This window comes from Streptomyces sp. NPDC000410 (genome assembly GCF_040300305.1).
Classification (GTDB): Bacteria; Actinomycetota; Actinomycetes; order Streptomycetales; family Streptomycetaceae; genus Streptomyces.
The window spans coordinates 12,829-37,513 of sequence record NZ_JBEPDM010000048.1 but is presented as its reverse complement, the minus strand read 5'-3'; the positions used below and the strand labels follow the sequence as shown (position 1 = coordinate 37,513).

Below are 24,685 nucleotides of genomic sequence, written 5' to 3'. Positions count from 1 at the left end.
CGGGTTGCGTCGGGGTGTCTTTGTCCGGTGAGGAGCCGGTCGTGACGGGTTGCGTCGGGGTGTCTTTGTCCGGTGAGGAGCCGGTCGTGACGGGTTGCGTCGGGGTGTCTTTGTCCGGTGAGGAGCCGGTCGTGACGGGTTCCGTCCGGGCGCCCCTGCCCCGTGAGGAGCCGGGCGTGACCGGCCCGTCGGCCACCCGGAGGCCGCCGGACCACGCCTCCACCGAGGGCCGGTTCACCGAGGTCGCCGACGGGGTCCACGCCTATGTGCAGCCCGACGGCGGCTGGTGCCTGAACAACGCCGGGCTCCTCGTGGCGGACGGCGAGTGCCTCCTGATCGACACCGTGGCCACCGAGGCGCGGGCCCGCAGGCTCCGGGAGCACGTCCTGCGCCTGGCGGGACGGCCGCCGCGGTTCGTCGTCAACACGCACTTCCACGGCGACCACACCTTCGGCAACTTCGTGTTCCCCGAGGCCGCGGTCGTCGGCCACGAGCGGGCACGCGAGGAGGCCGCCGCGGCGGGGACGCACCTGACGGGCCTGTGGCCCGACGTGTGCTGGGGCGATCTGGAGATCGCCGTGCCCACCGTCACCTACCGGGACCGGATGACCCTCCACGTGGGCGAGCGCCAGGCCCGGCTGCTGCACCCGGGCCCCGCCCACACCACCGGGGACACCGTCGTGTGGCTGCCCGGCCAGCGGGTGCTGTTCGCCGGCGACCTGGTGATGTCGGGTGCCACGCCGTTCTGCCCGATGGGGTCCGTGTCCGGATCGATCGAGGCCCTCGCGGGGCTGCGCGCCCTGGGCGCCGTCACCGTCGTGCCCGGACACGGCCCGGTCGGCGGCCCGGAGCTGTTCGACGTGAACGAAGGCTATCTGCGCCGACTGCAGCGCCTCGCGGCCGACGGCATCGCTGCTGGTCTCACCCCGCTGGAGACCGCCCGGGAGGCCGGACCGGGCCCGTACGCGGACCTGCTCGACGCCGAGCGCCTCGTACCCAATCTGCACCGCGCCTACGCCGAGGCGCTCGGGGCGGCGCCCGGCGACCCGCTGGACATCCCCGCCCTGTTCCGTGAGATGGCCGACCACCACGGCGGCCTGCCGGTCTGCCGGGCCTGAGGGCTCCGCCGACCGGGCCGGCACGGCCCGCGGCCGTGGCCGCAGGGCCGCGATGGTGCCGTCAGCCACTAGTGGGGCAGGCGGCGGGTTCGTGGACCGGGGGCTGCCGCCGAGCGGCCGCGCGGCCGTGACGGAACGGCACATCGGCTATGCGCCGTTCCGGTCCGCGGCGGCGCGGGACCCGGTAGCCGCGGCAGCGGCCGGGGCGCGTACTGCGCGACCACCCCGGACAACAGGGGCCCGCAGCTCAGGCCGCCCATGTTCGCGGCCGTGGCCGCGAACCCGGCATGCGTCCTCCGGGCGGGCCCCGCGATCTCGATGACGGCCGTACGCCGCTGCCGGACCGCGGCCAACGCCGTCAGGCCCGTTCGGGGCGCGTGCGGCAGGCGGGCCGACCCACGGCGCCCCCGCACGCTGCTGCCGGACTGCGGCGGACGCCGTCAGGCCCGACCAGGGCCCGTACGGCGAGCAGGCCCGACCAGGGCCCGTACGGCGAGCAGGCCCTCCCAGGGCGCGTGCGGAGGGCAGGGCAGCCCACGGTGCCCCAGTACACCGCTGCCGGACACCGGCCAACGCCGGCAGGCCCGTTCGTGGCGGACGCCGTGTGGGCCCGTTCGGGCGCATGCGACGAGGCGGGCCCGCCCACGGCGCGACCGGCGGCTCAGGCCGCGCTCTCGGCGGCCAGGGGGGTGGTGAGGTCGTCGCGGGTCACCACGCGGGAGCGGGTGCGCCACTTGCCGCGGGTGCGGACGAGCACGTCCTCGAGCACGCACACCCGCGACACCTTCGACTCGCCGCCGCGCGGCGTCGCGTACACCAGGGCGTAGGCCCGCGTCCGCAGCGTCCCGTCGCCCTGCGGCGTCACGTCGAGCATGCCGATCCAGTGCCGCAACTGCTCTCCGCCGCGCTCCTGCTGGACCTTGTTGCGGCGCACGTTCGCGGCGAGCGCGGCGCGTCCGCGCACCGGCTCGTCGAGGGTGGGTACGTCGAAGACCGCGTCCTCGGTGAACGTCCCCGCCCAGCGTTCGGCGTCGTGGTTGTCGAAGAGCTGCATCTGGTGCGCGTAGAACTGCTGGATCCGCGCGTACAGCGCGCCGAACTCCTCCTGCGAAAAGGCGGGTTCGACAGGTATGAGCACCTCGGTGGCCATGGCGGGGTCCCTTCCTCGCGTCCTTGTGCGTTCCACGGGATGCCGACACTCTCTGCGGCGCGGATCGAGCCCCCTTCGAAGATCCCTCAAGCGCTCCGGCGGACGGTGGGTGGCGTCCCGTGGTGCACGCCCGCCCAGCCCGAGCCGGAGGAGAACGAGCGTTGCCGAACTTCGCCCATCCCGACCTCCCCGTCGACGGACTGCTGCGGCGCGCGGCCCGGCGCGACCCGGACGGCGTCGCGATCCGCACCGCGACCCGCTCGGTCGGCTTCGCCGAACTCGACGGCTGGGCCGACCGGATCGCCCGCTTCCTGAGCCGGACGCTCGACGGCGCGGCGGGCGCCCGCGTCGGCGTGGCCCATGTCCTCGACCCCGTCTTCGCCGCCGCGTACTACGGCACGGCCCGCAGCGGCGCCACCGTCGTCCTCGTCAACCCGCTGATCGGCGAGGACGGTCTGCGCCACGTCCTCGCCACGGCCCGGGTGGAGATCGCCCTCGTACCCGCGGCCACCGCAGGGCTGCTCGCCAAGATGCGCGCCGACCTGCCCGCACTGCGCGCGATCGTCGTGACGGACGCCCCCGACGGCGTGGTGCCCGCCGGAACCGTGCCGCTGCACCAGGCCCTGGACGGTCCGCCGCCCCGGCACACCATCGCTCCGGCCGACCCGGGCGCCCTCGCCTGCGTGCAGTTCACCACCGGCACCACCGGCCGCCCCAAGGGCGTCCTCCTCACCCACCGCAACCTGGTCGCCAACGCCAAACAGGTCGCCCTCGCACACCGGGTGAGCGCCGGCTCGGTCACCCTGAACCACCTGCCGCTGTACCACGTGATGCACCTCAACTCCGGTATGTACGCCGGTGCCTGCCAGGTGCTGTGCCAGGATCCCGACCCCGTCGCGTCCCTCGCCGTCGCCGCCGAGGCGGGCGCCACCCACTACTACGGCCTGCCCGCCCGGCTGCACGCCCTGGCCGCGGACGGGCGGCTCGCGGGGGCGGTCCACCCCGGGCCGCAGCTGACCGCCGTGCTGTCCGGCGGTTCGGCGCTCGCCCCGCGGGCGGCGCGCACGCTGAGCGAACGGCTCGGCGTTCCCGTCATCCAGGGCTACGGCATGGCCGAGCTCTCCCCGCTCACGCACTGCCAGCAGCCCGGCCACCACCGGCCCGGCACGGTCGGCGGCGTGGTGCCCGGCACCGAGTGCCGCGTGGTCGACCTGGTCACACGCCGGCCCGTCGGCGTCCGGTCGGCCGGCGAGGTCCAGGTCAGAGGACCCCAGCTGATGGCCGGCTACCTCGACGGCGGGCACGGGAGCAGGATCGACGCGGACGGCTGGTTCTCCACCGGCGACATCGGCCACCTCGACGACGACGGCTCCCTGCGCCTGGTGGACCGGCTCGCCGACGTCTTCAAGCACGACAACGAGATCGTCGCGCCGAGCCGCGTCGAGCAGGTCATCCGCGAGGATCCGCGCGTCGCCGACTGCATCGTGGCCGACTGGCCCGACGCCGAGCACGGCGCGGTGGTCTGGGCGGGCATCGTCCTCAGCGACGGCGACGGCGACGGCGACGGCGACGGCGACGGGGACGGGCCGAGGGCATCCGACGGCGCCGTGGCGGGCCTCGGCATCCTCGACGACCTCGACTCGATCACCACGCGGGCCAACGAACGCCTCGCCCCCTTCGAGCAGATCCGGCTCGCCGAGGCCATCGAGTCCGTGCCGCGCACGCCCACCGGAAAGCCCCAGCGACGAGCCCTGCGCGCGCAGTTGAGGCGCCGGGCCGCCGTATGACCCGCCACGTGACCGCCCACGTGACCGCCCCCGTGACCCGTAGCCGACCCTGGAGCAGACCATGGTGAACCCCGCCGGCCGGCCGTCCGCGCCCACCCCTTCGATCCAGGTGCTGGTCGTCGGCGCCGGACCCGTCGGACTGACCGCCGCCCACGAACTCGCCCGCCGGGGCCTTCGGGTGCGGCTGATCGACGCCGCACCGGGACCGGCCCGCACCAGCCGCGCCGTGGCCACCCACCCGCGCACCCTGGAGACGTACGACCAGATGGGCATCGTCGACGACGTGCTGCCCCGGGGGCGGCGCAACCGGGCGTTCACCATGTACGCCGGGGGCCGGCGCCGGGTGCGCCTGGAGGCCGACTACGCGACGATGCCCACCCGCTACCCGTACACGCTGGTCATCGAGCAGACCGAGACCGAGGCCGCCCTGCGCGCGGCGGTGGCCCGGCTCGGGGTGCGCGTCGAATGGGGCGTGCGCCTGACGGACCTCGCGCAGAACACGGACCTGGTGCGCGCCCGCCTGGTCCACGCCGACGGCCGCGAGGAGATGTGCACGGCGTCCTGGCTCGTGGGCTGCGACGGCGGCCACAGCACCGTGCGCAAACGCCTCGGCCTCGAACTCGTCGGGGAGAGCAGCGAGACGTGGATGCTCGCGGACGCCCCCGTCGACACCGAGGTGGTGCCCGACAGCATCTACTGGACGCACACCGGTGGCCAGGCCCTGATGATGGTGCCCTACGCCCGCGACGGGCACTGGCGGATCCTGGACACCGTGCCCGCCGCGCGCGCGGACGGACGGCCGGGTCCGTCCTCGCGCGCCGACGAACCCGGCCGATGCGAGGAGCAGCTCTCCGCCAAACTCAGCGCGGGCCTCGGCCACCGGGTACGGGTCGGTGAGGCGTCCTGGACGTCCGTGTTCACGTTCCAGCAGCGGATGGTGGAGCGCATGCAGGACGGCCGCGTCCTCGTGGCCGGCGACGCCGCGCACGTGCACAGCCCCGCCTCGGGGCAGGGCATGAACACCGGCATCCAGGAGGCGTACAACCTCGCCTGGAAGCTCGCCATGGTCGAACAGGGCCATGCGGGGCAGGAACTACTCGAAACGTACAGCGAGGAACGCGTCCCCATCGGCGCGGCCCTGCTGGGCTCCACGCGCACCGCCACCACCCTGGTGCAGCTGAAGAACGCCCTCGCGGGCGTGGTCCTGCCCCTCGCCCTGCGCGTCGTGAACGCGGTGCGGCCGCTGCGCCGGGCCGTGCAGCGCAAGGTCCTCGGCGGCATGTCGGGCCTGAAGATCGGCTACGGCGCGTCGTCGCTGACCACCACGGACCCCTACAACCACCTCGCGGACGCCGGATCCGTCCTGACGAGCGCGCGGGAACCGGCCCCGGGCCCCGGCCCCGGCGCCCGGGTCACCGCCGCCCGGGTGCACGACGGGGACGACCCGGCCGCCTCGGCCTCTGCCTCCGCCTCTGCCTCCGCCTTCCGCGCCGAACTGCGCGATCCGCGCTGGACGCTGCTGCTCGCCGCGGGTGGCCACGGGCCGGGCGACGTCCCCGTCGGTGTGGCCGTCACCGCGGCCGCCCAGTACGGCGAGTGGCTGTCGGTCAGGACCGTCGGCGGCAGCGGCCCCGACGGCCCCGCCCCGCTCGCCGACCCGGACCGGCGGCTGCGCGCCGCGCTCGGCCTGCGGCCCGGCGCGTGGATCCTCGTACGCCCCGACGGCTACGTCGCGGCCCGCTGCACCCTGCTGACCCGGCCGGCCCTGCGCCGGGCACTGGCCCCGCTGGTGACCCCCGTCCCGCTCGCCGACGAGGCACGGCGCGAGCCGGATCTCGCCGTGCGCGTCGCCACCCACGACCTGGAGGAGCACTGACATGCCCGACAACCACCCCCACCCCGTCGCCCTGGTGACCGGAGCCACGAGCGGCATCGGCCTGGAGACGGCCCGGCAGCTGGGCCGCGCCGGGCACCGGGTCTTCCTGTGCGCCCGCACCGAGCAGGACGTACGACGGACCGTGGCGGACCTGCGGGAGGAGGGTCTCGACGTCGCGGGGCAGGCCGCCGACGTGCGCTCCCGCGAGTCCGTGGCCGCGCTCGTGGCCACGGCGGTGGGGACGTACGGACCCGTCAACGTGCTCGTCAACAACGCCGGCCGCAGCGGCGGCGGCGTCACCGCCGACCTCACCGACGACCTCTGGTACGACGTCATCGACACCAACCTCAACAGCGTGTTCCTGGTGACGCGCGAGGTGCTCAAGAACGGCGGCCTCGCCGACGCCGCGTACGGGCGGATCATCAGCATCGCCTCCACCGCGGGCAAGCAGGGCGTCCTGCTCGGCGCCCCCTACAGCGCCTCGAAGCACGGCGTCGTCGGCTTCACCAAGGCGCTCGGCCGGGAGCTCGCGCCCCGCGGCATCACCGTCAACGCGGTCTGCCCCGGCTATGTGGAGACGCCGATGGCCCAGCGGGTCCGCCAGGGGTACGCGGCCGCCTGGAGCACCACCGAGGAGGACGTGCAGACGCGGTTCGAGGCGAAGATCCCGCTCGGCCGGTACTCCACACCCCAGGAGGTGGCCGCCCTGGTCGCCTACCTGGCCTCCGAGCCCGCCGCCTCGATCACCGCGCAGGCGCTCAACGTCTGCGGCGGACTGGGCAACTACTGACCTTCGTCAAGGAAGCGAGGAAGACGTGAACGTGGTGCCGAGTGGGAGGGTGCACCGTACGGAGCACTCCGTCGAGGTGGACGCGGCGGCCGGAGTCGTCTACGGGCTGATCTCGGACGCGGTGCGGTGGCCGCTGTTCTTCCCGCCGAACGTGCACGTGGAACAGCTGGAGTTCGACGGGACGCACGAGCGGCTGCGGATGTGGGCCACGGCCAACGGAGAGGTCCGCTCGTGGATCTCGCAGCGGGTGCAGGACCCCCAGGAACGGCGGATCGAGTTCCACCAGACCAGGCCGCAGGCACCGGTCGAGACCATGCACGGGACCTGGACCGTCGAGGAACGGCCGGGCGGCACCAGCCTGCTGACGCTGCTGCACGACTTCACGGTCGCCGGCGACCGCCCGGCCGACGTGGAGTGGGTCGAGCGCGCCTGCGACAGCAACTCCCGTGCCGAACTGGACAACATCAAGCGTCTCGCCGAGCGCTGGACGCGTCTGGACGAGCTCGTGCTGTCCTTCGAGGACTCCGTGCGCGTCAAGGGCCCGGCCGAGCTGGTCTACGACTTCCTGTACCGCGTGGCCGACTGGCCCGACCTGATCCCGCACGTCTCCCGCCTGGACCTGACCGAGGACAGCCCCGGCGTCCAGATCATGTCCATGGACACCCTGACGGCCGACGGCAGCGCGCACACCACCGAGTCCGTGCGGATCTGCTTCCCGCACGCCGGGCGCATCGTCTACAAGCAGACGGCCACGCCCGCCCTGATGGAGGCGCACACCGGCGAGTGGTCGGTCGTGCCCGACGAGACGGGCGTCAAGGTCGTCGCGCAGCACAGCGTGGTGCTGCGCGAGGAGGCGGTGGAGCGGGTCCTCGGCGCGGGCGCCGACCTGGCCACGGCCCGCCGGTACGTGCGCCAGGCGCTCGGCCGGAACTCCACCGCCACCCTCGAACTGGCCAAGCGGCACGCGGAGTCGGCGATCCGGGTGCTGTGACATCCCGCGCGTGGGCCGCGCCCCGGCCGCGTTCCGGCCGTACCTCGACCGTGCTCGGGCCGGCACCTGGCAGCTGTGACCGTCAGGAGGCCACTCACCTGACCTGACGGCGGGACCCTCATGATGCGCGGTCGGCGGGGGCATTCGTCGTATCCCAGGTTGGCTCGCCCCTCGCCGACCGGCCCAGATGTATCCGGTCAGCGGTCCAGGGTCCAGCTCGGCCCGTCGGATGTGTCCAGCCACACTCGTTGGCCGTCAGGGTCGATGGTGACGCCGTACCGGTCGGGCCGGGGCTCGCCCGTCTCCTGGTAGATCTGGTGTGCGTCTTCGAGGATGCCCCACAGTGGGCGGGGGCCGGTCTCGGCTCGGGGCTGCTCATCGTCTCGGCGAACTCGTGTCCGGCCGGCTTGCGCCACCACACCGCCCGCAGCTCCGACAAGCCGACCCCTCGGGCGAGGCTGTGCCAGGAACCGGCCCATCGGCCGTCGGGCCGGAGTTCGGCGTGCAGGGTGCTGCGGGTGGGGAAGTCGGCGAGGTCGGTTCGCCAGAACGGCACCCCGCGGGAATTCAGCTCGGCAAGGACGTAGTCGGCGGTGGGGTCCAACGGGTACGTGACGACGAGCACGCGCGGCGAGGCCTCACCGCGCGTGCTCTGCCCGGGGATGGGGGCCATCAGTCGTCGTTCTGGTCCGTGTCGATGGCGATGGCGTCCTTGCCGTCCGACTCGGTGTTGCACGACGTGCCCGCGTCCATGGCGGGCGCATGGCCGTCGATGAGGGAGAGCTGGGTCACGGGGTCGACCGTGACGACCGGGCGGCGGCTGTCGACCTTCACCGCGCCCGTGAGGGAGTCGAGCCCGAACGGCCGGGTCACGGCCGGGCCGGCGGGGGCGGTGTCGATGTGGTGGGACACGGTCGGGGTGCGTTCCATCAGTGCAGACATGCGTTTCCTCTCCTCGGTGTCCCTGCCGGAGAAGGCAGGGATTCTGTGGTGGCCCCGGGCGGATGATCAATGCCCGGGGCCCGTCCCGTGCGGTCGGTCTTGCCTGGACGGGTACCGCACGGGAGTGTGAGCCCTGCGGCAGGGGTCTGTGGCCGTGGGGGACGGATTCGTTGTCTCCCCTCGCCGCGGGGCAGTCTCAGAGGGCCGTGTGGGGGCCGCAGCGGCACACGTGGGGCGCCTGGTCGTGCTCGTCGAGGGTGGTTGGCGGTTGCCCGGGCGGGGTCTCCCGCGGCTCACCGCGCCACCACGCCCGACCGGACGCCTGCCGTGTAGAACACCCGTGCCTTCTGCTCGAGCAGCCACCGGGTCTCCCGGTAGCGCAGCTCGTGTCGGCTCTCGGGAGCGAGGTGGCCGGGCTGCGGAATGATTACCACGTCGGCCCAGTTCGCCTGCACCATCGCGCGGACCCGATTCCATCCGACGCGGTGCAGCGGATCTGTCTCATCCGCGTGAGGATTGTCGGTGACCTCGGCTCCGATGAGCAGCCGGTGCCGCTCAGCGAACAACCTGCCCTGGACGATCTCGGCCGACGCGTCGCTCGGGATGGTGCACACGTAGAGGACCGCGCGCCCGCTCATCAGAGGTCACCTGCTTCCGGCTTCTTCAGGTCGGCGACCGACGCCCACCAAGGCGGCCCGGACCGGCCGACCGGGCGCAGCACCGCGCGCGTCGGATGTTCCAGGGGCTCGGTGCGGATCGACCCCAGCTTGTCGCTGAGGAGTTGGATGATTCCGACCCGCCCGGTCGCTGTGTCCTTCGCGCGGACGCCGAGCGCGATCCAGCGCGGTGCGTACGGGGTGGTGCTGTGCGTGGTGGTCATGGGTGCCTCGCGCTTGCGGTCGAGTCGGCGCCCCGGCTGCCACCGGAAGGGGGGCAGGTGCAGCCGGGGCCGTACCCAACAGCTAACTCCCCTCCATCGCAGGGGAGTTAGGGGCTCGGCGCCGTCGTCGCGACGTCTCTCCTAGGAGGTTTTGACTACTCATTTACCTGACGGTGTGTGCGCAGAGGTCTACGGTGCGGTCATGGACACCACGCGCAACGTGGCGCTTGAGGTGTGGATGGCCGAGCACGGCCACAGTTCTCACACCATGGCCCGAGCCCTGAGTTCAGCCTTGGAACGCCTCACCGGCAGACCGGGGCGGTTCGATGGCCGCACGGTCCGGGACTGGCGATCCGGTCGCGTGCGATGGCCCAATGCGGCCACACGTCTGGCATTGGAAGACGTCACCGGGCTGCCTCCTGCCGCTCTAGGGTTCGTGCCACGACGGGGCCGGACCCCGTCCACTCCGCCCCCACCGCAGGAGGACCCCATGAAACGCCGCACCATCGTCGTCGGCGGGATCGCGGCAGCAGCCGCAGCAGCCGCCCCCGGAAACGCCGCCGCCCGCCGTATCGGCATGACCGATGTCGAGCGCCTACAGCGCAAGTTCTCCGACGTCATCGCCAGTGACCACCGCCACGGCGGAAGGCTCACCATCGAGCAGCGCGCCGCCGCGCTCGCCGACGAGGCCCTGAACCTCCAGAACTCCGGTAGCGCCACCCAGCGGGTACGCAGCAATCTGTATGCGTGTGCTGCCTCGTTCCGCTCCTCCGCGATGTGGGCCGCCATCGATGGACGTCGTTACAGCGAGGCCGTCGGGCACATGCGCGAGGCCCAGGCCCTCGCCGAACTATCTGGGGACCAGCCGATCAAGTTCAGGATCTGGAGCCACGCGGGGACGATGTACCGGCACATGGGACGCCCGGCGGATGCCCTTGCAGCTAACGACGTCGCCCGAGACCTGCACATCAGCCGCCGCGATCCCCTGTTCGCCTGTCTGGGACATGCCCGCCAGGCCGCCACCCTCGGCCTCACCGGCGACACCGCAGCCGTACGGCACGCCCTCGGCTGCGCTCAGAACGCGCTCGAACGCGCCGATCCGGACCTCGCTCGCCCGGTGTGGATGACTGCTGTCCGCGACGGAGCCGAGCTCGAAACACTTGCTCTGTCGGCGCACCTCCGCCTTGGCAACTTCGAGCAGGCCGAATCGCACGCCCACCGAAGCTTGACCCTGCTCCGCCCGCAGATGCAGCGCGACCGCGCCATCAACACCGCCCGGCTAGCACACGCCCAACTCGGACAGGGCGAAGCCGACGCCGCCACAGTCACCGCGATGTCCGTTCCCGTCGACGCGGCCATGCAGCATCCCCGCGTGACGCGCATCCTCCAGGAGTTCGGGGCAGGCTTGCGCGCACTCGCGCCGAACAGTTCCGCTGCGCACACCTGGACCGAGCACACCGACGATGCCTGAGGACCTCCGCATGACCGCGGCACGCATCATCGAACTTCGGACATTCACCGTGCTCGAACCGGTCCGCGGAGAGCTGCTCGATGTGTACGCCGAGGTTCGTGCCCCGCTCCTCCACATGCCGAACTACGCCGTCACCGCGTTCGGCGAGCGATTGGACCGCCATGGCTCCGAGTCGGGTTTCGTGGCCGTCCTCGCGTACGCGGACGGACATCCGGTTGGCTTCGCTTACGGCAACACCGTCGGACACGGCGACCGCTACTGGCAGCGCACCAGCCCGACGCCGGCCGAGCAATACACCGAGTGCCCGGCCCTGGCTCTGAAGGAGGGCGGCGTACGGCCCGCATGGCGTGGCACCGGGACCGCACGGCGCATCCATGACGCGCTCCTCGCCGAGAGCGCAGAGGCGTACGTGACGCTCATGGTGAATCCGGCGGCCGGTGACGGGAAGGTCCACGAGCTCTACCGGTCGTGGGGTTACGAGGACATCGGGCAGAGCCAGCCGTCACCGGCCTCGCCAGTCCTCACGGTGATGATCCGCCCCATTCGCTGACCGGCAGCATCCGGCGAGTACGACACGGCGTCCATCTTTAGGACGACAGACAGGCGGGTGGGGTCGGCTTCTCCTGTATCGCCGACGGCCCCGATGCCTGTGGCTATGTGCAAGAGAACCGGCTTCGGCTCGCTTTTCGTGAACCGGTCACGTTGAGTGATAGCTGACGCCTGCAACGGTCTCGGGGAATTGCCTGAAAATGATCAGCGACGGTGTCGTGTGGCCGACAGTGCGGCGCCGTGGAAGAAACAATCCCGGACTTCCGTTGGATGACGGCCTGTCAGGGTGGTGCCGCAGTGAGTACGGGATCTACTGCGGCAGTGCCCCAACCGTGATCATCGCGACCTGCGGCGGGGATTTCCGGCCGCAGGGGGAGGGGTACGCATTTACCGCAGCAGAGTCGCCTGCGGCCCGCTGTTCCTCACCGGCCGCAGAGCCCCGGCCGGGACGCAGACGCTGGACGTGTGCGAAAAGATCGGTCGGGCGAGGCTCTCCTGTCGGCGGGCCGAGGAGATCTTCGAGGAGAACACCCGGCTGCTGGCCAACCCCGCTGGCCTCGCCCGAGGACATCGAGGACCTGGACGGCTGGACCCTGCACCGGCTGCGGCACTCGCCCTCACCCACGACGCCGAGGGCGGCACCTCCACCCCGATGCCGCTGGCCCGCTCCCGGCACGCCTCCGTCCGCTTCCTGGAGCGGTACGCCCGCCCCGGCGTCGACGCGGTCGCCCGACACGTCGCCGAGCGCGATCCAGCCGCGCGGCGTAGGACGCACCGCCCCACTGTGCATCGTGGGGCAGGGACAGGAGGCCGGGGCTTTGTGAGGGAAGCGGTTCGTCGCTCGCCGCGCCCGGTTGTCTATGGGCACCTCATTGGGCTCCACCACACGGATCGGAATCGGCTCCGCGGCGTAAGAAGTTGATCTGGCTCCACCCGGCGGTCAGGCAGGCCGTGAAAGGCTCGGCGGATGGACTGTGCGGTCGATGAGACCGACGGGCGGCTGAGTGTCAGGGCCAAGCTGGGCTGCCGGGTGCCGGAATCCTGGGGGTCCTGGACACAGCGATGAGTTTTCGTGGCCTGGAGAGTCTCATCACCGTCATCGACAACGCAGGAGGAAACACGTGGCTCAGCTACTGAGAGTCCAGAACTTCAACGTCTCAAGTGACGGCATCGGTGCCGGTGAGGACCAGAGCTTCGAGAATCCGTTCGGCCACGGCGTCGATCCCGCGAGGCTGTTCGCGTGGGCTGGCGCCACGGCGAGCTGGCCCATGCGTACGGACCCCGGGGGCAGCCGTGGCCTCGACGACTACTTGACGCGGGACTACGCACGCAACATCGGCGCAGAGATCATGGGGCGCAACAAGTTCGGGCCCCAGCGCGGGCCCTGGGAGGACCACGAGTGGTGCGGCTGGTGGGGGGAGGAGCCCCCGTTCCGCACTCCGGTGTTCGTCATGACCCACCACAAGCGTCCTTCGTTCACACTCTCCGACACCACGTTCCACTTCGTCGCCGGCGATCCGGCCACGGTCCTTGAGCAGGCGCGGGAGGCGGCTCAGGGCAAGGACGTCCGACTCGGCGGCGGGGTCACCACCATCCGGCAGTTCCTCGACGCCGACCTCGTCGACACCATGCATGTGGCGGTCTCACCGGTGAAGCTCGGAACCGGACTGCGGCTCTGGGACTCCCCCGATGAGCTGCTCGACCGGTTCCACCTTGAGGTCGTGCCCAGCCCGAGCGGCGTGACGCACCACCTGTTCTGGCGAAAGTGACACGAGGAGTCCGCGACGTGCCCTCTTTGGAGTGAATGCGCTGCTCCGTCCGCCCGGCGACGGCAGGGTTTGTGCGTCGATCACGGTCATGTCGGAGGCCGTGTTACTTGATCACGGTCCTGTCGGGAGGCCGGGATGGGTTTGTCGCGGACGGAGCTGTTCGCCGCGATCCGGAGGGACAAACGTCTCGATCCGGAGATGTCGCAGCGGGCACTCGCGGAGAAATACGGCGTGCACCGCCGGACGGTGCGGCAGGCACTGACCTCTGCGGTCCCGCCGCCAAGGAAGAAACCAGCACCCAGGACCACGGTCCTGGACCCGGCCAAGGGCTGGATCGACGCGATGCTGCGGGAGGATGTGACCGCGCCGCGCAAGCAGAAGCACACCGCCCGCCGGATCCATCAGCGTCTGGCGCAGGAGTACGGCTTCGACCAGGCGTCGTACTCAACGGTCTGCGACTACGTCCTGGCCAGACGTCCGCAGATCGAGGCGGAGGTGCTGGAGGGACGCCGGCATCTGACCGGCATGGTTCCCCAGGTCCACCTGCCCGGCGAGGAAGCCGAGGTGGACTTCGCCGACGTCTGGGTCCGATTGGCGGGCGAGGTGGTCAAGTGCCACCTGTTCAAAATGAGCCACTTCGAGTACCAGGTCCTCGCCACCCTGTCCGAGGCAGCCGAACACACCATGCGCATGAGCGACCTGGCGACCCTCACCAACGGCTCGCTCTCCCGGCTGTCCCACGTGGCCAAGCGCCTGGAGAGGCAAGGCTGGGTGCGCCGCACGCCCGATCCGGACAACGGCCGCTACACCCTGGCCATCCTCACCGAAGCGGGCCGGGAAAAAATCGTCGCCACCGCCCCGGGCCATGTCGAGGAGGTCCGCCGCCTCGTCTTCGACCCGCTCACCCAGGCCCAGCAGCGCACCCTGCGCGCCATCGGCCACCGCGTCAACCAGGCTGTCGACCCCACCGACACCTGCCGCCCGGACTGACGACGCGCCTCACACATCGCCAGGCCGACGCGGATACGGGCGGAGCAGCTCATCACCACAGAAGTTGAGCCGGAGCCGGGACTCGTGGACAAAGCCAACGCCTGGTTCGCCGAAGCCGTGTCGCGGCACGGCGGACGTCCTGAGGTGATCGTTCCGGCAGCCGGGTAGCGCGACGCGCTGCCGGAGTGGCACCACGCCACGTACGACGAACTGATCGGCAATGGCGCCGGCGTCCACGGGAGCGGCAGGGACGAGTCGACCTCCGAGGCCCATATGGCGGGCTCGGAGATCCTCGTCGGCTTGTCCGACGAACTCCTCACGGTGTGGGACGGGGAGCCCGCGTGGGCTTTGGGAGGAACGGCGGACGCCGTCGCCCGCGCCGAGCGGACCGGCACCCCGGTACGGGTCGTCGTGCGGCCAGTGGGCGCCGCCCGCTGATCTGCTCACGCCGAGACGGCTGAGCCCCTCGGAAGCCCGTGCGGCCCTTGCCGCAGGAAGCAGGAAAGGAGCCGGCCGGGGACAGGGAGGCACCGCGATACGACCGAGCGTGCACCGCTGCTCGAGCAGGTTTCGAGGCGTCGACGGAAGCCTGGAACGTCCGCGGCACGCGCGGCCCTGCCCTGCCGGTACGGCTCGACGATCTTCAAGGAGGCGCAGATGAGCGGTGCCCGGATGAACAGCGACGCCGCCCCTTTCCCCTTCCGACGGACCGCCCACGGCCGCGCCGCGCGGCTGCGCGACGAGGCCGCCGGCCTGCCCGCCGACCGGCCGCCGCGCGAGTCCGGCCCGGGATCCGGGCAGTCGACGACGCTTCCTGAGCGACTGTCCCAGTGGCTCGGGCGGCCCGTGCCTGCCCGGACCGTGGGGCAGTACCCCGTGCCGGCCGGGCACCTCGCCGGTGACGACCGTGCCCCCGCGGTGCCCGCCCGCGGGGGCGCGGGCACCCATGAGCCCATCGCGATCGTCGGCATCGGCTGCCGGCTGCCGGGCGGCATCGAGTCCCCCCAAGCACTGTGGCAGGGCTTGCTCGACGGCGTCGACGCGGTCGGCGAGGTGCCGGGCGACCGGTGGAACGCCGCCGGCACGACGACCACCCGGCGGGGCGGCTTCCTCGACGACGTCACCGGCTTCGACGCGGACCTGTTCCGCATCCCGCCTGCCGAGGCCCGGCGGATGGACCCCGGGCAGCGCATCGCCCTGGAGACCGCGTGGGCCGCGCTGGAGGACGCCCGCATCGTCCACGACGATCTCGTGGGAAGCCGTACCGGCGTGTTCATGGGCACCATGGCGCGGGAGGACGACAACGCGGCCGTCTCCGCCCGTATCGCCCATGTCTTCGGCCTCCACGGTCCCGCTCCCGCTGTCGCCACAAGCACCGGCTCCTCGCTCACCGCCGCCCATCTCGCCGTGCGCAGCCTGCGCGACGGGGAGGTGGACCTGGCGCTCGCGGGCGGTGTCCACGTGATGCCCGGCCCGTGCACCACCGTCGCCGTGACAACGTCCGGCGGCACGAACCCCCGCGAGGGCTGTGGTGTCTTGGTCGCCGCCCCGGCCGGACAGGTGCCCTGCGGCACGAACCCCCCTGACGGCCGGTGCCGCGCCTCCGTCGCCGACCCGGCCGGACACGTGCGCGGCGAGGGCTGCGGCGTCCTCGTGCTGCGCCGCCTGTCCGACGCGCTCGCCGCCGGGGACCGCGTCTACGCCGTGATCCGCGGCAGCGCCGTCCACCAGGACGGTGCCGGGGCCGGGGCCCGCGACCCCGGGGCTCATGCGGAGGTGGTGCGCGTGGCCTGGCAGGACGCGGGCGTCGGTGCCGAGTACGTCTCGTACGTCGAGGTCTGTGGCTCGGGCGGGTCTGTGGGTGACGGTGCTGGGGCGGGGGTCTGTGGCTTGGGCGGGTCTGTGGGTGACGGTGCCGGGGCCGGGGCCCGCGACCCCGGGGCTCATGCGGAGGTGGTGCGCGCCGCCTGGCAGGACGCGGGCGTCGGCGCCGAGTACGTCTCGTACGTCGAGGCCTGTGGCTCGGGCGCACCCCCGGGCGACCGCACCGGGGCCGGGGCCCTCGGCGCCGTCTTCGCCGACGGCCGTACCGAGCCGCCGCGCATCGGCTCCGCCACGACCCACTTCGGCCACCTGGAGTCCGCCGCCGGCGTGGTCGGCCTGATGAAGACCGCGCTCGCCCTGCACCACGGCGAGTTCCCCGCCGGACTCCACGTCGCCGCCCCCGACCCGCTCGCCGATGTCGCGGCGGGCCGCCTCCGGGGCGGCACCGGGCACACGCCGTGGCCGGGCGGCGGTCGCCGCTACGCGGGTGTCGGCGGCACCGACGCCCACCTGGCCCTGGAGGAAGCCCCCTACCGGCGACGGCTGTTCGTGCCGCTGGCCGCCGACAGCGCGGGCGACCTGCGCGTGGCCGCCGACGCGCTCACCGGCCGGGTCCGCGCGGGCGGGGCCTGGTACGCGCCCGAACTCCTCGGCCGCGCCACGGGGACGCACCGTGTCGTCGCCGCCGTCGCCCACCCCGGCGAACTGGCCGACGCGCTGCGCGACGCACACGTCGCGGCCCACGCCCGGGGCCCGGCCGCCCGGCCGGACGCGCTCGCCCTCTGCTTCTCCGGCCACGGCCCGCAGTGGTTCGGTATGGGCCGCGACCTCCTCGGCGAACCCGCCTTCCGGGCCGCCCTCGACGCGTGCGACCGGGCCCTTCTGCCGTTCACCGGTTGGTCGGTCACCGAGGAACTCCTCGCGGACCGGGCCACGTCGCGCCTGGAGCGCACCGACGTCGTCCAGCCCGTCCTGTTCGCCCTGCAGACGGCCCTCGCCCGCACCCTGAGCGCATGGGGCGTCGAGCCCACCGTCGTCTTCGGGCAGGGCGCCGGCGAGGTGGCCGCCGCGGTCTTCGCGGGTGCGCTGCCGCTCGCCGAGGGCGCCCGCCTCATCGCCACCTGGTCCCGGCTCGCCACCGAACGCGCCCGTGGCCTCGGCGCCACCCCCGACGGCGCCTCGCACAGCGCCCGGCTCGAACAGCGCCTGGGCCCGTTGCGCACCCGCATCCCCGCGGTGCCGTTCTGGTCGGCCGCCACCGGCGGGTACGCCGACGGCACGGACCTCGACGCCGCGTACTGGACCCGCGCCCTGCGGGCCCCCACGTGCCCGGCGGAGGCCGTCCGCACCCTCGCCGGCGGACGCGGCCTGCGGGTCGTCGAGATCACGCCGCACCCGGTGGCGGGCCACGCGCTGCAGCGCGCCCTCGAAGCCCTCGGCGGCGACCAGCCGCGCGTGCTGAGCACGGGCCGTCGCGACCGGTCGGCCCGCCAGGCCCTGGAGGACGTGGCGGCCGCGCTGTGGTGCGACGGATCCGACGTCGACTGGGGGGCCGTCACAGGCCGTCGCCGGCGCCGCGCCGCACCGGCCCCCCTCGCCCTCACCGTCTCGGGCCGCACCGTGCGGGCCCGCGCCGAGAACGCGGCCCGGCTCGCCGCCCACCTCGACGCCACGCCCGACGCCGGCCTCCTCGACGTGGCGTACACCGCCGCGCTGCACCGCCCCCACCTGGAGCACCGCGCGAGCGTCGTGGCCGCGTCGTCCGCGGAGGCGGCCCAGGCCCTGCGCGCCCTCGCGGACGGCCGCGCCCACCCCGGCCTCGTCCAGGGGGAAGCCGCCGCTGGGACCGATCTCGCGATGCTGTTCACCGGCCGGAGCGGTCATCGCGTCGGCAGGGAACGGGAGCTGTACGCGGCCTTCCCGGAGTTCCGGCGGGCCCTCGACGAGGTGTGCGCCGCGCTCGATCCGTATCTGCGGCTGCCGTTGGCGGCGGTGCTCTTCGCCGCGCCGGACGGTCCTGACGCGGTGCTGATCCACGAGCCGGAGTTCGCGCAGCCGGGGTCGTTCGCGGTCGAGGTGGCGTTGTTCCGGTTGTGGGAGTCGTGGGGCGTGGTGCCGGCCGCGGTGGCCGGCCGTTCGGTGGGTGAGGTGGCGGCGGCGCATGTGGCGGGGGCGCTGGGGCTGGCGGACGCGGCGCGGCTGGTGGCGGCGCGGGGCCGGCTGACACAGGCGTACGAGCGGGGCGGGGCGATGACCGCGCAGGCGTACGAGCGGGGCGGGTTGATGGCCGCGCACGCGCACACGTACGCGTACGAGCGGCGCGGGGCGATGGCCGCGCACGCGTTCCGTTCCCCGCACATCGCCGCGATGCCGGGGGAGTTCGACCAGTTCGACCAGTTCGACCAGTTCGAGCAGGTCGCGGCGGAGTGCGTGTTCGCAGAGCCGTCGATCGCGTGGGTGTCGACGGTGACGGGTGGTGTCGTGTCGGCCGCCGTGGTGTCGGATCCGGCGTACTGGGTGCGGCAGTTGCGCGCCGCGACGCGGTTCGCGGAGGCGGTGCGCACGTGCGAGAACCTGGGTGTGGGCCGGTATGTGGAGTGCGGTCCGGCCGCGGTGCCGGCCGCGACGGCCGCGTCGTGCGTGGCGGTGTCGGCGGAGCCGGCGGTGTCCGTGGCGTCGCGGCGGGGGGCGGACGAGCCGATGAGCGAGGTCCGGTTGCTGGTGCGGGCGCTCGGTGAACTGTATGTGGCGGGGCAGGACGTTCGCTGGGAGAGGGTCCTGGACACCGGTGTCCCGGTCGATCTGCCGGGCTATGCCTTCCAGCGCGAGCACCACCGGCCCGAACCCGCCCGAACCCACCCGGGGCGGCACCCGTGACGACCACCGGGTGCCCGGTGGGCTTCCGGAGAGCACCGTCCGGGCAGGAACATGACCGTCCCCCGACCGGCCCTTGAGTGAGGATCCAGATCCGGTCGTGACGATGGTGGTGCAATTCCGGCAGGGCTGTTCCTTACGGCAAGGAGGACCGTATGACCGAAACGCCGAAGAGCGACCGCGGTGAGGACGAGCTGCGCGCGAAGTTCAAGGAGGCGCTGGAGCGCAAGTCCCGGACCTCGCAGGACAGGCAGGCGCACGAAGAGGGACGTATCAAGGTCAACAGGATGAGCGGTCCCGCGGGCCAGAAGCGGAACTTCCGCCGTAAGTCCGGCTGATCGAGCGCCCCTTCCGGAAAAGGCTGCGGCACCCCGACAACGGGGTGCCGCAGCCTTTTCCGGAAGCGGCGCTCGAGAAGAGGCGGAGGAACGCTTCCGACGCGCTGTGGCCGCGCCGCAGGGACGCCGGAACATCCGTCGAGAGCACCTCCACCCGGGCTCGAGGCCGGGCGGTCAGGGTCGGAGTACGGGTGCGCACGCGGCGTCCCGTGTCGCGACGAGGGAGCTGACCACCGCCGCCATGACCATCACCGCCGAGACCAGCCACTCCCCGGGCGCCCCGTTCGGACGGACGGAGGCGGACGCCCTCGCGCGGGCCGAGCGGCTCGAGGCGCTGCTGGGCGACCCGTACGACCCGGCCAACCCCCACGGTCTGCGGGCCCTGTTCGCCGCCGACGACCGGCGCGAGCCGCCCGCCGCGACCGAGGCGCTGCTCGCCGAGGCGGGGCTCGGTGCCGAGTTCGTGCCCGTCGCCCACGGCGGCCGGCTCACCCGGGCCGACTCTCTGGCCCGCGCTCTGCGCCCCGTCTTCCGGCGCGACGTCGCCCTCGGCTTCGGCTACGGGATCACGTCCCTGTTCGCCGTCGGCGCCGTCTGGGCGGCGGGCAGCACGCAACAGCGCCAGGACGTCGCCGACCTGCTGCTGCGCGGCGGGCGGGCCACGATCCTGCACCACGAACTCGCGCACGCCAACGCGATCCTGCGCCACGAGTTCAGCGCCCGCACCACCCGGGGCGGTTACCGGCTCGACGGCAGCAAGGACGTGATCATCAACGCGGACCGTGCCGACCTGCGGGTCGTCTACGCCCGCACCGACACCGCACGCGGACCGCGCAGCCACTCCGTGTTCCTCCTCGACCCCGCCTCGGCCCCGCAGGGCCGCGTACGGCACCTGCCGCGCGTCGAGCTGCCCGGTATGCGCGGGGCGCTGTTCTCCGGCCTGGAGTTCACCGACTGCCCCGTCCCCGCCGAGGCGCTGGTCGGCGAGGAAGGGGAGGCGGTGGGCATCGCGCTGCGGGTGTTCCAGGTCAACCGCAGTGTGATCTGCGGCGTCGTCACCGCGGCCGTCGGCACGGTGCTGCACTCGGCCGTGCGGGCCGCGACCGACGGCCGCGAGGGACCCGTCGCCAGACGCCGGCACAAGCCGCTCGCGGGCGTCTTCGCCGACCTGCTGGCCTGTGACGCCATGGCCACGGTCGTCCTGCGGGCACTGAGCCTGCTGCCCGACCGGGCCCATCTCTTCGCGGCCGCCGTCAAGTACGTGGTGCCCGACCTGCTGCGCGAGGACCTGCAGGAGCTCGCCACCGTCCTCGGGGCGCGCGGCTACGACCACGCCAGCCCCGAGTACGGGGCGCTCGACAAGCTCGTGCGCGACCTGCCCGTGGCCGGACTCGGCCATGCGGGCAGCGCCTCCTGCCAGGCGGTGCTCGTGCCCCAGCTGCGGGGCCTGGCCGCACGGTCCTGGTTCGCCGAGGACGAGCCGCCGCCCGAGCTGTTCCGCGCCGACGGCGAACTGCCCGGCCTGGACTACCGGCTGCTCGGCATCGCCGGCGGCGGCGATTTCATGGCCGCCTCGCTCGTCGGCAGCGCCGCACGGCTCGCGGCCTCCCGCGGCGCCCGGGGCACCCTGGGGGCCCTCGCCGGCCTCGCCGAGGCGTTCGTCACCGAACTGCGCGCCCTGCGGGAGCAGTGCCGCCGCCTGCCGGAGTCCGGCGCCGCCCTCACCGACCCCGCGGTGATCGTGCTCGGCGACCGCTACACCGGCATCGTCGGCGCCGCCGCGGTCCTCGGCGTCTGGGAGAACCAGGACGGCACCGACCCGTTCCTCGCCGACCCGGCCTGGGCCGTCCTCGCCCTGTCCCGGCTCGCGGACCGGCTCGGCGTCCCGGCGCCGGACCTGTCCGACGGCGTCCAGGAGCAGGTGCTCGACGAACTCGTCCGCCGCTACCGGGAGGGCCGCGGCTACGACCTCACAGCGGTCGCCCACGCGCCGTGACCTCCCGTGCCGGTGCCCAGGGGAAGGAAGGGCCCTTGACCGACACCGCCCCCGCCGGCGCGCAGCGCATCAGCGCGCCGGTCCACGTCAGCGGACCGAACGCGCCCTGGCACCGGGTACGCGAGGCCATGGACCGCTACGGCAACGCCGTCGTCCACACCACCTGGGGCGAATGGCTCACCGCCGTCGTCGCCGAACCCGCGCTGCGCCCGCTGCTCGGCCGCGACTGGCAGCGCTACCGCCGCACCACCGACCCCACGGTCCGCTACCGCTTCGTCGCCTCCCGCCTCGCCACCAAGTACGCGGCCGCCGCCGCCCTGCGCACCGACCCGGCCGAGCTCGACCTCGCGTACAAGATCGGCGGACGCCCGTACCTGCGCGGCTTCGACCAGATCGACGTGAGCCTCACCCACACCGACGACCTGATCGCCGTCGGCGTCAGCCGCGACGGCCGCATCGGCGTCGACGCCGAACCGGCGGGCCGCCGCATGTCGTACGACCTGATGGGCGGCCATGTGCTCACCCCCGCCGAACGCGCCGATCTCGAACCTCTCACCGACGCCGGACGCACCGCGGCCATGCTGCGCCTGTGGACCCTGAAGGAGGCCTACACCAAGGCGCTGGGGCAGGGACTGCGGCTCGGCTTCACCGAGTTCGGCTTCGGCGCGGACAGCGGCGACCTGATCGCCCCGGACGGCCGGCCGGCCGCCCGCGGGGAATGGGCCTTCGCCACGCACCACGTCCTCGGCCGCTACCTGCTCAGCGTGGCCCGCCACGACGCGGGCCTGGACAGCTCCCGTGACACGGCGGCACACACCATGCTCGACGAGGGTTTCATGGGCGCCGTCACCGAACTCCTGGACTGACGGCCCGTCACCGCGCGGTCGGCGGCCTCGGTGACGGTGGCCGAGCCGCGGATCTCGACGTACAGGAGGACTTCCCTCTGCCCTGAGGGGTTTGGCCGGTGGGTCCGGGAGAACGGTCGTGCCGAAGCGGGTGCGAGATGACGGCACACCCGTCCAGAGCGCGGATCGGGGGCGCGAGGTGGCCCAGTGGGAACCTGGCCGGTGGGCCGCCGCTCAGGCCAGGTCGTCGGTGTCGAGGTCAAGGTCGAACGGTTCGGGCAGCCGGACTCGTGTGCCGAACGGATGGGGGCCGTCGACGCGGGTGTAGCCGAGCGGGCCGGGCTCCGAGTACAGGGTGATGCTCTGTTCCTGCCGGTCCACGACCAGGTAGAGAGGAGCGTGGTACTCGGCGTACCGCTTGCGTTTCACGATCCGGTCCGTGTCGCGGTTGGACTCGGAGGTGACCTCGACGATCAGGAGGGTGTCCTGGGGCAGGAGCGCGGTGGCGCCCTTCGCCTGCGCGGCCGACACCACCGCGATGTCGGGGATGTACCAGTTGGAGGAGCCGGGAAGGTCCAGGTTGCCGGACCCGGTGACGCACCCGAGTTCGCGGGCACGGGGCCGGATCTGATCGCGGATCGTCTCGGCCGCGGCTTCGTGGTCCCAGGTCGGAGACACCGGCTCGATGATCCCCTCGATGATCTGGGCGCGGTCGCCCTTGATGTGCTGGACGGCGTACTTCAGGGCCCGTTCGGGGTCGACGCCGTCGTAGTCGGCCGCTGTGCTCATCGTTCGCCCTGCATCCCGGTCACGGTCGCGCCCTTCTCGCTGGTGGTTCTGACGCTACCGCCCGAGCACTGCGAGTGGCGCCGGAACTGCCCGGGGATCAGCCTCGTGGGCGGGAGTATCAGCCTCGGTGGGCAGGATCACCGCATGAGTGAGTGGGGACCGCCCTGATTGCCGCCGGATCGGCCATCGCGGGCAGCATCACGGCCGGCTGGTTCGCGTGGAGGGCAGGCCGCCGCAGTCGAAGCGGCCGGCACCGCGCAGGCGAACGCGCTGATAGCCACCGTCCAGGCCACCCTCGACGAGAGCTGACCCGAAAGTACGCGGCCGGCCGCGGTGAACCACACCGAGACCGGCGGCGCGACCCGGGGCGTGACGTCAGGTGCTCTCGCGGTGCCTGCCGACCTTCTTCACGGGCCACCCCACGAACCGGGCGACGTCCCCGTCCGTCGTACCGGCCCACCCCAGCCAGTCCTGCAGCGCTTCGGCGAGGCTGGCGGGAATTCCGTCGTGTTCCACAAGAGGTCGGTCTTCCTCATCCCCTACGTTGTCGATCAGGATCCACATGCCGGCCGGATCGAGCCGTTCGCAAGTGGCGTCGTAGGCCTCGTAGCCGCCCGTCCCCTTCTCGATGAGTTCGCCGGTGCGCCAGTCCGTGATCTCCCAGGCGTTCTCGCCGATCTGTCCGCCGTCGATGACGCGGTGCCCAGCCGCTTCGACCTTTCGGATCGACTCGTGGCGGGCGGTCCTTTCTTCCAGGCTGCGGCGCAGCAGGGCGCGGATGTAGTCCTGGATCGGGCCGTCGGTGGCGGTCTGCCGCGCGGGGATGGCGGTCACTCCGCTCCTCGGGGCTCGTCGCCCTGGTCGTCGTTGCGGGGCTCGTGGACGTTGGTGAATCGATTCTCGTCGTAGAGCTCCCAGTCCGTCACGAAGTGGAAGCGCTCGTGGCTCTTGAGGGTCTCGAGGGCGACCTGTTCACGGGCGGTGCCACGCTGGAGCCGGACCTCGCCGTCCTGGATCATCCGGCCCAGTACGCGCCGGACCTCGTCCTCGCCCTGGCCTGTCGCCCGGGACAACCGGTCGACGGACGTGAAGAACTCGTCCGGGCAGTCCAGGTCGTCGGTGAGGTAGTTGTGCAGGGCGGCCGCCGCCGGGTCGCCGTCCCAGATGCGGCGCATGTCCGTGAGCTCGTCCCGTTCAGCGTCCGTCAGCGCGAGGACGGTCTCGGGGCCGGGGATCAGGTCGGGCATGGACCACACGCCGTCCTCCTGGGTGGCAATGCCCAGGGCGACCATGGTCTCCGCGAGTTCGCGGATCGTCGTCGGCACCGGCAGGCCGACAGCGAGCAGCAGGGCCTCACACCTGGTTCGGCGCTCCGCGGCGGCCGCGCGAATTTCTTCCTGCTCCTCGTCGCTGTCTGCGTAGTCCAGGGCGGGCGTCGGAAGTCATCCACGCGACAGGGGAGGCGAGAGTGTCCCCGTCCCCGCCGAAGAATGCTCCGGGCTCGTCGTCGAACACCTGCTGCAGGACCTCGTCGACGTTGCCGCGCAGCTTGCGGACTGTGGCGGTGCCGAAGAGCATGCACAACATCATCGCCTGGTGCTGGGGCAGGTAGTGCTGCCGGCCGGCGCGGAACCATCCGGTGTGCATGGACAGGCCCCCGCCGGGAGGGTCCTGGGTGGTGTCCTGGTCGACGGTCATGGGGCTCC

Annotated in this window: 22 protein-coding genes and 1 pseudogene; 14 read left to right on the top strand and 9 right to left on the bottom strand. The window is 72.8% G+C overall.

Going from position 1 to position 24,685, the window contains the following annotated elements; all coding sequences use genetic code 11:
- Positions 1 to 176 precede the first annotated feature (176 nt).
- The gene (locus tag ABT342_RS31340; protein WP_502965645.1) at positions 177 to 1,118 is read left to right on the top strand and encodes an MBL fold metallo-hydrolase; all 942 of its coding nucleotides are present in this window, start codon (positions 177 to 179) and stop codon (positions 1,116 to 1,118) included.
- A gap of 194 nt (positions 1,119 to 1,312) precedes the next feature.
- On the opposite strand, the pseudogene ABT342_RS31335 reads toward ABT342_RS31340, so the two are convergent.
- Both ABT342_RS31335 and ABT342_RS31330 read right to left on the bottom strand, forming a co-directional pair.
- Positions 1,313 to 1,444: pseudogene (locus ABT342_RS31335) on the bottom strand (MFS transporter); the annotation flags it as partial.
- 335 nt (positions 1,445 to 1,779) lie between these two features.
- Entirely contained in the window at positions 1,780 to 2,268 is a 489-nt protein-coding gene (locus ABT342_RS31330) for a nuclear transport factor 2 family protein (protein ID WP_351581339.1), read from the bottom strand.
- Positions 2,269 to 2,429: 161 nt separating this feature from the next.
- Here ABT342_RS31330 and ABT342_RS31325 point away from each other — a divergent pair, with 161 nt between their 5' ends.
- The 4 genes from ABT342_RS31325 to ABT342_RS31310 all read left to right on the top strand — a co-directional run bounded on the left by ABT342_RS31325 (position 2,430) and on the right by ABT342_RS31310 (position 7,712).
- Positions 2,430 to 4,055, top strand: coding sequence for a class I adenylate-forming enzyme family protein (locus ABT342_RS31325; RefSeq protein WP_351581338.1), 1,626 nt, complete (start codon positions 2,430 to 2,432; stop codon positions 4,053 to 4,055).
- Between the two features lie 61 nt (positions 4,056 to 4,116).
- On the top strand, positions 4,117 to 5,931 hold the full coding sequence (locus ABT342_RS31320; protein ID WP_351581337.1) for an FAD-dependent oxidoreductase: 1,815 nt from the start codon (positions 4,117 to 4,119) through the stop codon (positions 5,929 to 5,931).
- Between the two features lies 1 nt (position 5,932).
- The gene (locus ABT342_RS31315) at positions 5,933 to 6,721 is read left to right on the top strand and encodes an SDR family NAD(P)-dependent oxidoreductase (protein ID WP_351581335.1); all 789 of its coding nucleotides are present in this window, start codon (positions 5,933 to 5,935) and stop codon (positions 6,719 to 6,721) included.
- 34 nt (positions 6,722 to 6,755) lie between these two features.
- Positions 6,756 to 7,712 carry an aromatase/cyclase gene (locus ABT342_RS31310; RefSeq protein WP_351581361.1) on the top strand — a complete coding sequence of 319 codons (957 nt, stop codon included), beginning with the start codon at positions 6,756 to 6,758 and terminating at the stop codon, positions 7,710 to 7,712.
- A 672-nt stretch (positions 7,713 to 8,384) separates the two neighbouring features.
- Here ABT342_RS31310 and ABT342_RS31300 read toward each other — a convergent pair.
- The 3 genes from ABT342_RS31300 to ABT342_RS31290 all read right to left on the bottom strand — a co-directional run bounded on the left by ABT342_RS31300 (position 8,385) and on the right by ABT342_RS31290 (position 9,534).
- Positions 8,385 to 8,654 (bottom strand): hypothetical protein, encoded by a 270-nt coding sequence (locus ABT342_RS31300; RefSeq protein ID WP_351581331.1) that lies wholly within the window; start codon positions 8,652 to 8,654, stop codon positions 8,385 to 8,387.
- 293 nt (positions 8,655 to 8,947) lie between these two features.
- The gene (locus ABT342_RS31295; protein ID WP_351581329.1) at positions 8,948 to 9,292 is read right to left on the bottom strand and encodes a hypothetical protein; all 345 of its coding nucleotides are present in this window, start codon (positions 9,290 to 9,292) and stop codon (positions 8,948 to 8,950) included.
- Positions 9,292 to 9,534 (bottom strand): hypothetical protein, encoded by a 243-nt coding sequence (locus ABT342_RS31290; RefSeq protein ID WP_351581327.1) that lies wholly within the window; start codon positions 9,532 to 9,534, stop codon positions 9,292 to 9,294. Before ABT342_RS31290 ends, ABT342_RS31295 begins: the two co-directional genes overlap by 1 nt.
- 202 nt (positions 9,535 to 9,736) lie before the next feature.
- Between ABT342_RS31290 and ABT342_RS31285 the strand changes: the two genes are divergently transcribed.
- The 9 genes from ABT342_RS31285 (at position 9,737) to ABT342_RS31245 (ending at position 22,211) form a co-directional block, all read left to right on the top strand.
- A complete protein-coding gene (locus ABT342_RS31285; protein ID WP_351581325.1) occupies positions 9,737 to 11,005 on the top strand; it encodes an NsdA family TPR-like regulatory protein in 1,269 nt (422 codons plus the stop codon).
- A 10-nt stretch (positions 11,006 to 11,015) separates the two neighbouring features.
- Positions 11,016 to 11,555 carry a GNAT family N-acetyltransferase gene (locus ABT342_RS31280; protein ID WP_351581322.1) on the top strand — a complete coding sequence of 180 codons (540 nt, stop codon included), beginning with the start codon at positions 11,016 to 11,018 and terminating at the stop codon, positions 11,553 to 11,555.
- A 1,120-nt stretch (positions 11,556 to 12,675) separates the two neighbouring features.
- Positions 12,676 to 13,323 carry a dihydrofolate reductase family protein gene (locus ABT342_RS31275; RefSeq protein WP_351581320.1) on the top strand — a complete coding sequence of 216 codons (648 nt, stop codon included), beginning with the start codon at positions 12,676 to 12,678 and terminating at the stop codon, positions 13,321 to 13,323.
- Positions 13,324 to 13,458: 135 nt separating this feature from the next.
- Positions 13,459 to 14,313, top strand: coding sequence for a MarR family winged helix-turn-helix transcriptional regulator (locus ABT342_RS38290; protein WP_502965644.1), 855 nt, complete (start codon positions 13,459 to 13,461; stop codon positions 14,311 to 14,313).
- A 300-nt stretch (positions 14,314 to 14,613) separates the two neighbouring features.
- Positions 14,614 to 14,751, top strand: a complete 138-nt coding sequence (locus ABT342_RS31265) for a hypothetical protein (RefSeq protein WP_351581318.1) — start codon at positions 14,614 to 14,616, stop codon at positions 14,749 to 14,751.
- Between the two features lie 219 nt (positions 14,752 to 14,970).
- Complete coding sequence (locus ABT342_RS31260) at positions 14,971 to 19,014, top strand: acyltransferase domain-containing protein (RefSeq protein ID WP_351581316.1); 4,044 nt, start codon at positions 14,971 to 14,973, stop codon at positions 19,012 to 19,014.
- A 152-nt stretch (positions 19,015 to 19,166) separates the two neighbouring features.
- The gene (locus tag ABT342_RS31255; protein ID WP_351581314.1) at positions 19,167 to 19,349 is read left to right on the top strand and encodes a DUF5302 domain-containing protein; all 183 of its coding nucleotides are present in this window, start codon (positions 19,167 to 19,169) and stop codon (positions 19,347 to 19,349) included.
- A 241-nt stretch (positions 19,350 to 19,590) separates the two neighbouring features.
- Positions 19,591 to 21,345, top strand: coding sequence for an acyl-CoA dehydrogenase family protein (locus ABT342_RS31250; protein ID WP_351581313.1), 1,755 nt, complete (start codon positions 19,591 to 19,593; stop codon positions 21,343 to 21,345).
- A gap of 35 nt (positions 21,346 to 21,380) precedes the next feature.
- Positions 21,381 to 22,211, top strand: a complete 831-nt coding sequence (locus tag ABT342_RS31245) for a 4'-phosphopantetheinyl transferase family protein (protein ID WP_351581310.1) — start codon at positions 21,381 to 21,383, stop codon at positions 22,209 to 22,211.
- A 213-nt stretch (positions 22,212 to 22,424) separates the two neighbouring features.
- Here ABT342_RS31245 and ABT342_RS31240 read toward each other — a convergent pair whose 3' ends face one another.
- From ABT342_RS31240 to ABT342_RS31225, 4 genes are all read right to left on the bottom strand, one after another.
- A complete protein-coding gene (locus ABT342_RS31240; protein WP_351581308.1) occupies positions 22,425 to 22,979 on the bottom strand; it encodes a Uma2 family endonuclease in 555 nt (184 codons plus the stop codon).
- Between the two features lie 375 nt (positions 22,980 to 23,354).
- Positions 23,355 to 23,813: a hypothetical protein gene (locus ABT342_RS31235; RefSeq protein WP_351581306.1), complete on the bottom strand. Its 459-nt coding sequence runs from the start codon at positions 23,811 to 23,813 to the stop codon at positions 23,355 to 23,357.
- Entirely contained in the window at positions 23,810 to 24,370 is a 561-nt protein-coding gene (locus ABT342_RS31230) for a DUF6042 family protein (RefSeq protein WP_351581357.1), read from the bottom strand. Before ABT342_RS31230 ends, ABT342_RS31235 begins: the two co-directional genes overlap by 4 nt.
- Positions 24,333 to 24,677, bottom strand: a complete 345-nt coding sequence (locus tag ABT342_RS31225; protein ID WP_351581304.1) for a DUF6042 family protein — start codon at positions 24,675 to 24,677, stop codon at positions 24,333 to 24,335. Before ABT342_RS31225 ends, ABT342_RS31230 begins: the two co-directional genes overlap by 38 nt.
- Positions 24,678 to 24,685 lie beyond the last annotated feature (8 nt).

Coding starts and splice junctions, on each gene's coding strand:
- ABT342_RS31330 (WP_351581339.1), bottom strand. CDS start 2,268: ATGGCCACCGAGGTGCTCATACCTGTCGAACCCGCCTTTTCGCAGGAG.
- ABT342_RS31320 (WP_351581337.1), top strand. CDS start 4,117: ATGGTGAACCCCGCCGGCCGGCCGTCCGCGCCCACCCCTTCGATCCAG.
- ABT342_RS31315 (WP_351581335.1), top strand. CDS start 5,933: ATGCCCGACAACCACCCCCACCCCGTCGCCCTGGTGACCGGAGCCACG.
- ABT342_RS31300 (WP_351581331.1), bottom strand. CDS start 8,654: ATGTCTGCACTGATGGAACGCACCCCGACCGTGTCCCACCACATCGAC.
- ABT342_RS31295 (WP_351581329.1), bottom strand. CDS start 9,292: ATGAGCGGGCGCGCGGTCCTCTACGTGTGCACCATCCCGAGCGACGCG.
- ABT342_RS31290 (WP_351581327.1), bottom strand. CDS start 9,534: ATGACCACCACGCACAGCACCACCCCGTACGCACCGCGCTGGATCGCG.
- ABT342_RS31285 (WP_351581325.1), top strand. CDS start 9,737: ATGGACACCACGCGCAACGTGGCGCTTGAGGTGTGGATGGCCGAGCAC.
- ABT342_RS31280 (WP_351581322.1), top strand. CDS start 11,016: ATGACCGCGGCACGCATCATCGAACTTCGGACATTCACCGTGCTCGAA.
- ABT342_RS38290 (WP_502965644.1), top strand. CDS start 13,459: ATGGGTTTGTCGCGGACGGAGCTGTTCGCCGCGATCCGGAGGGACAAA.
- ABT342_RS31260 (WP_351581316.1), top strand. CDS start 14,971: ATGAGCGGTGCCCGGATGAACAGCGACGCCGCCCCTTTCCCCTTCCGA.
- ABT342_RS31255 (WP_351581314.1), top strand. CDS start 19,167: ATGACCGAAACGCCGAAGAGCGACCGCGGTGAGGACGAGCTGCGCGCG.
- ABT342_RS31250 (WP_351581313.1), top strand. CDS start 19,591: ATGACCATCACCGCCGAGACCAGCCACTCCCCGGGCGCCCCGTTCGGA.
- ABT342_RS31240 (WP_351581308.1), bottom strand. CDS start 22,979: ATGAGCACAGCGGCCGACTACGACGGCGTCGACCCCGAACGGGCCCTG.
- ABT342_RS31225 (WP_351581304.1), bottom strand. CDS start 24,677: ATGACCGTCGACCAGGACACCACCCAGGACCCTCCCGGCGGGGGCCTG.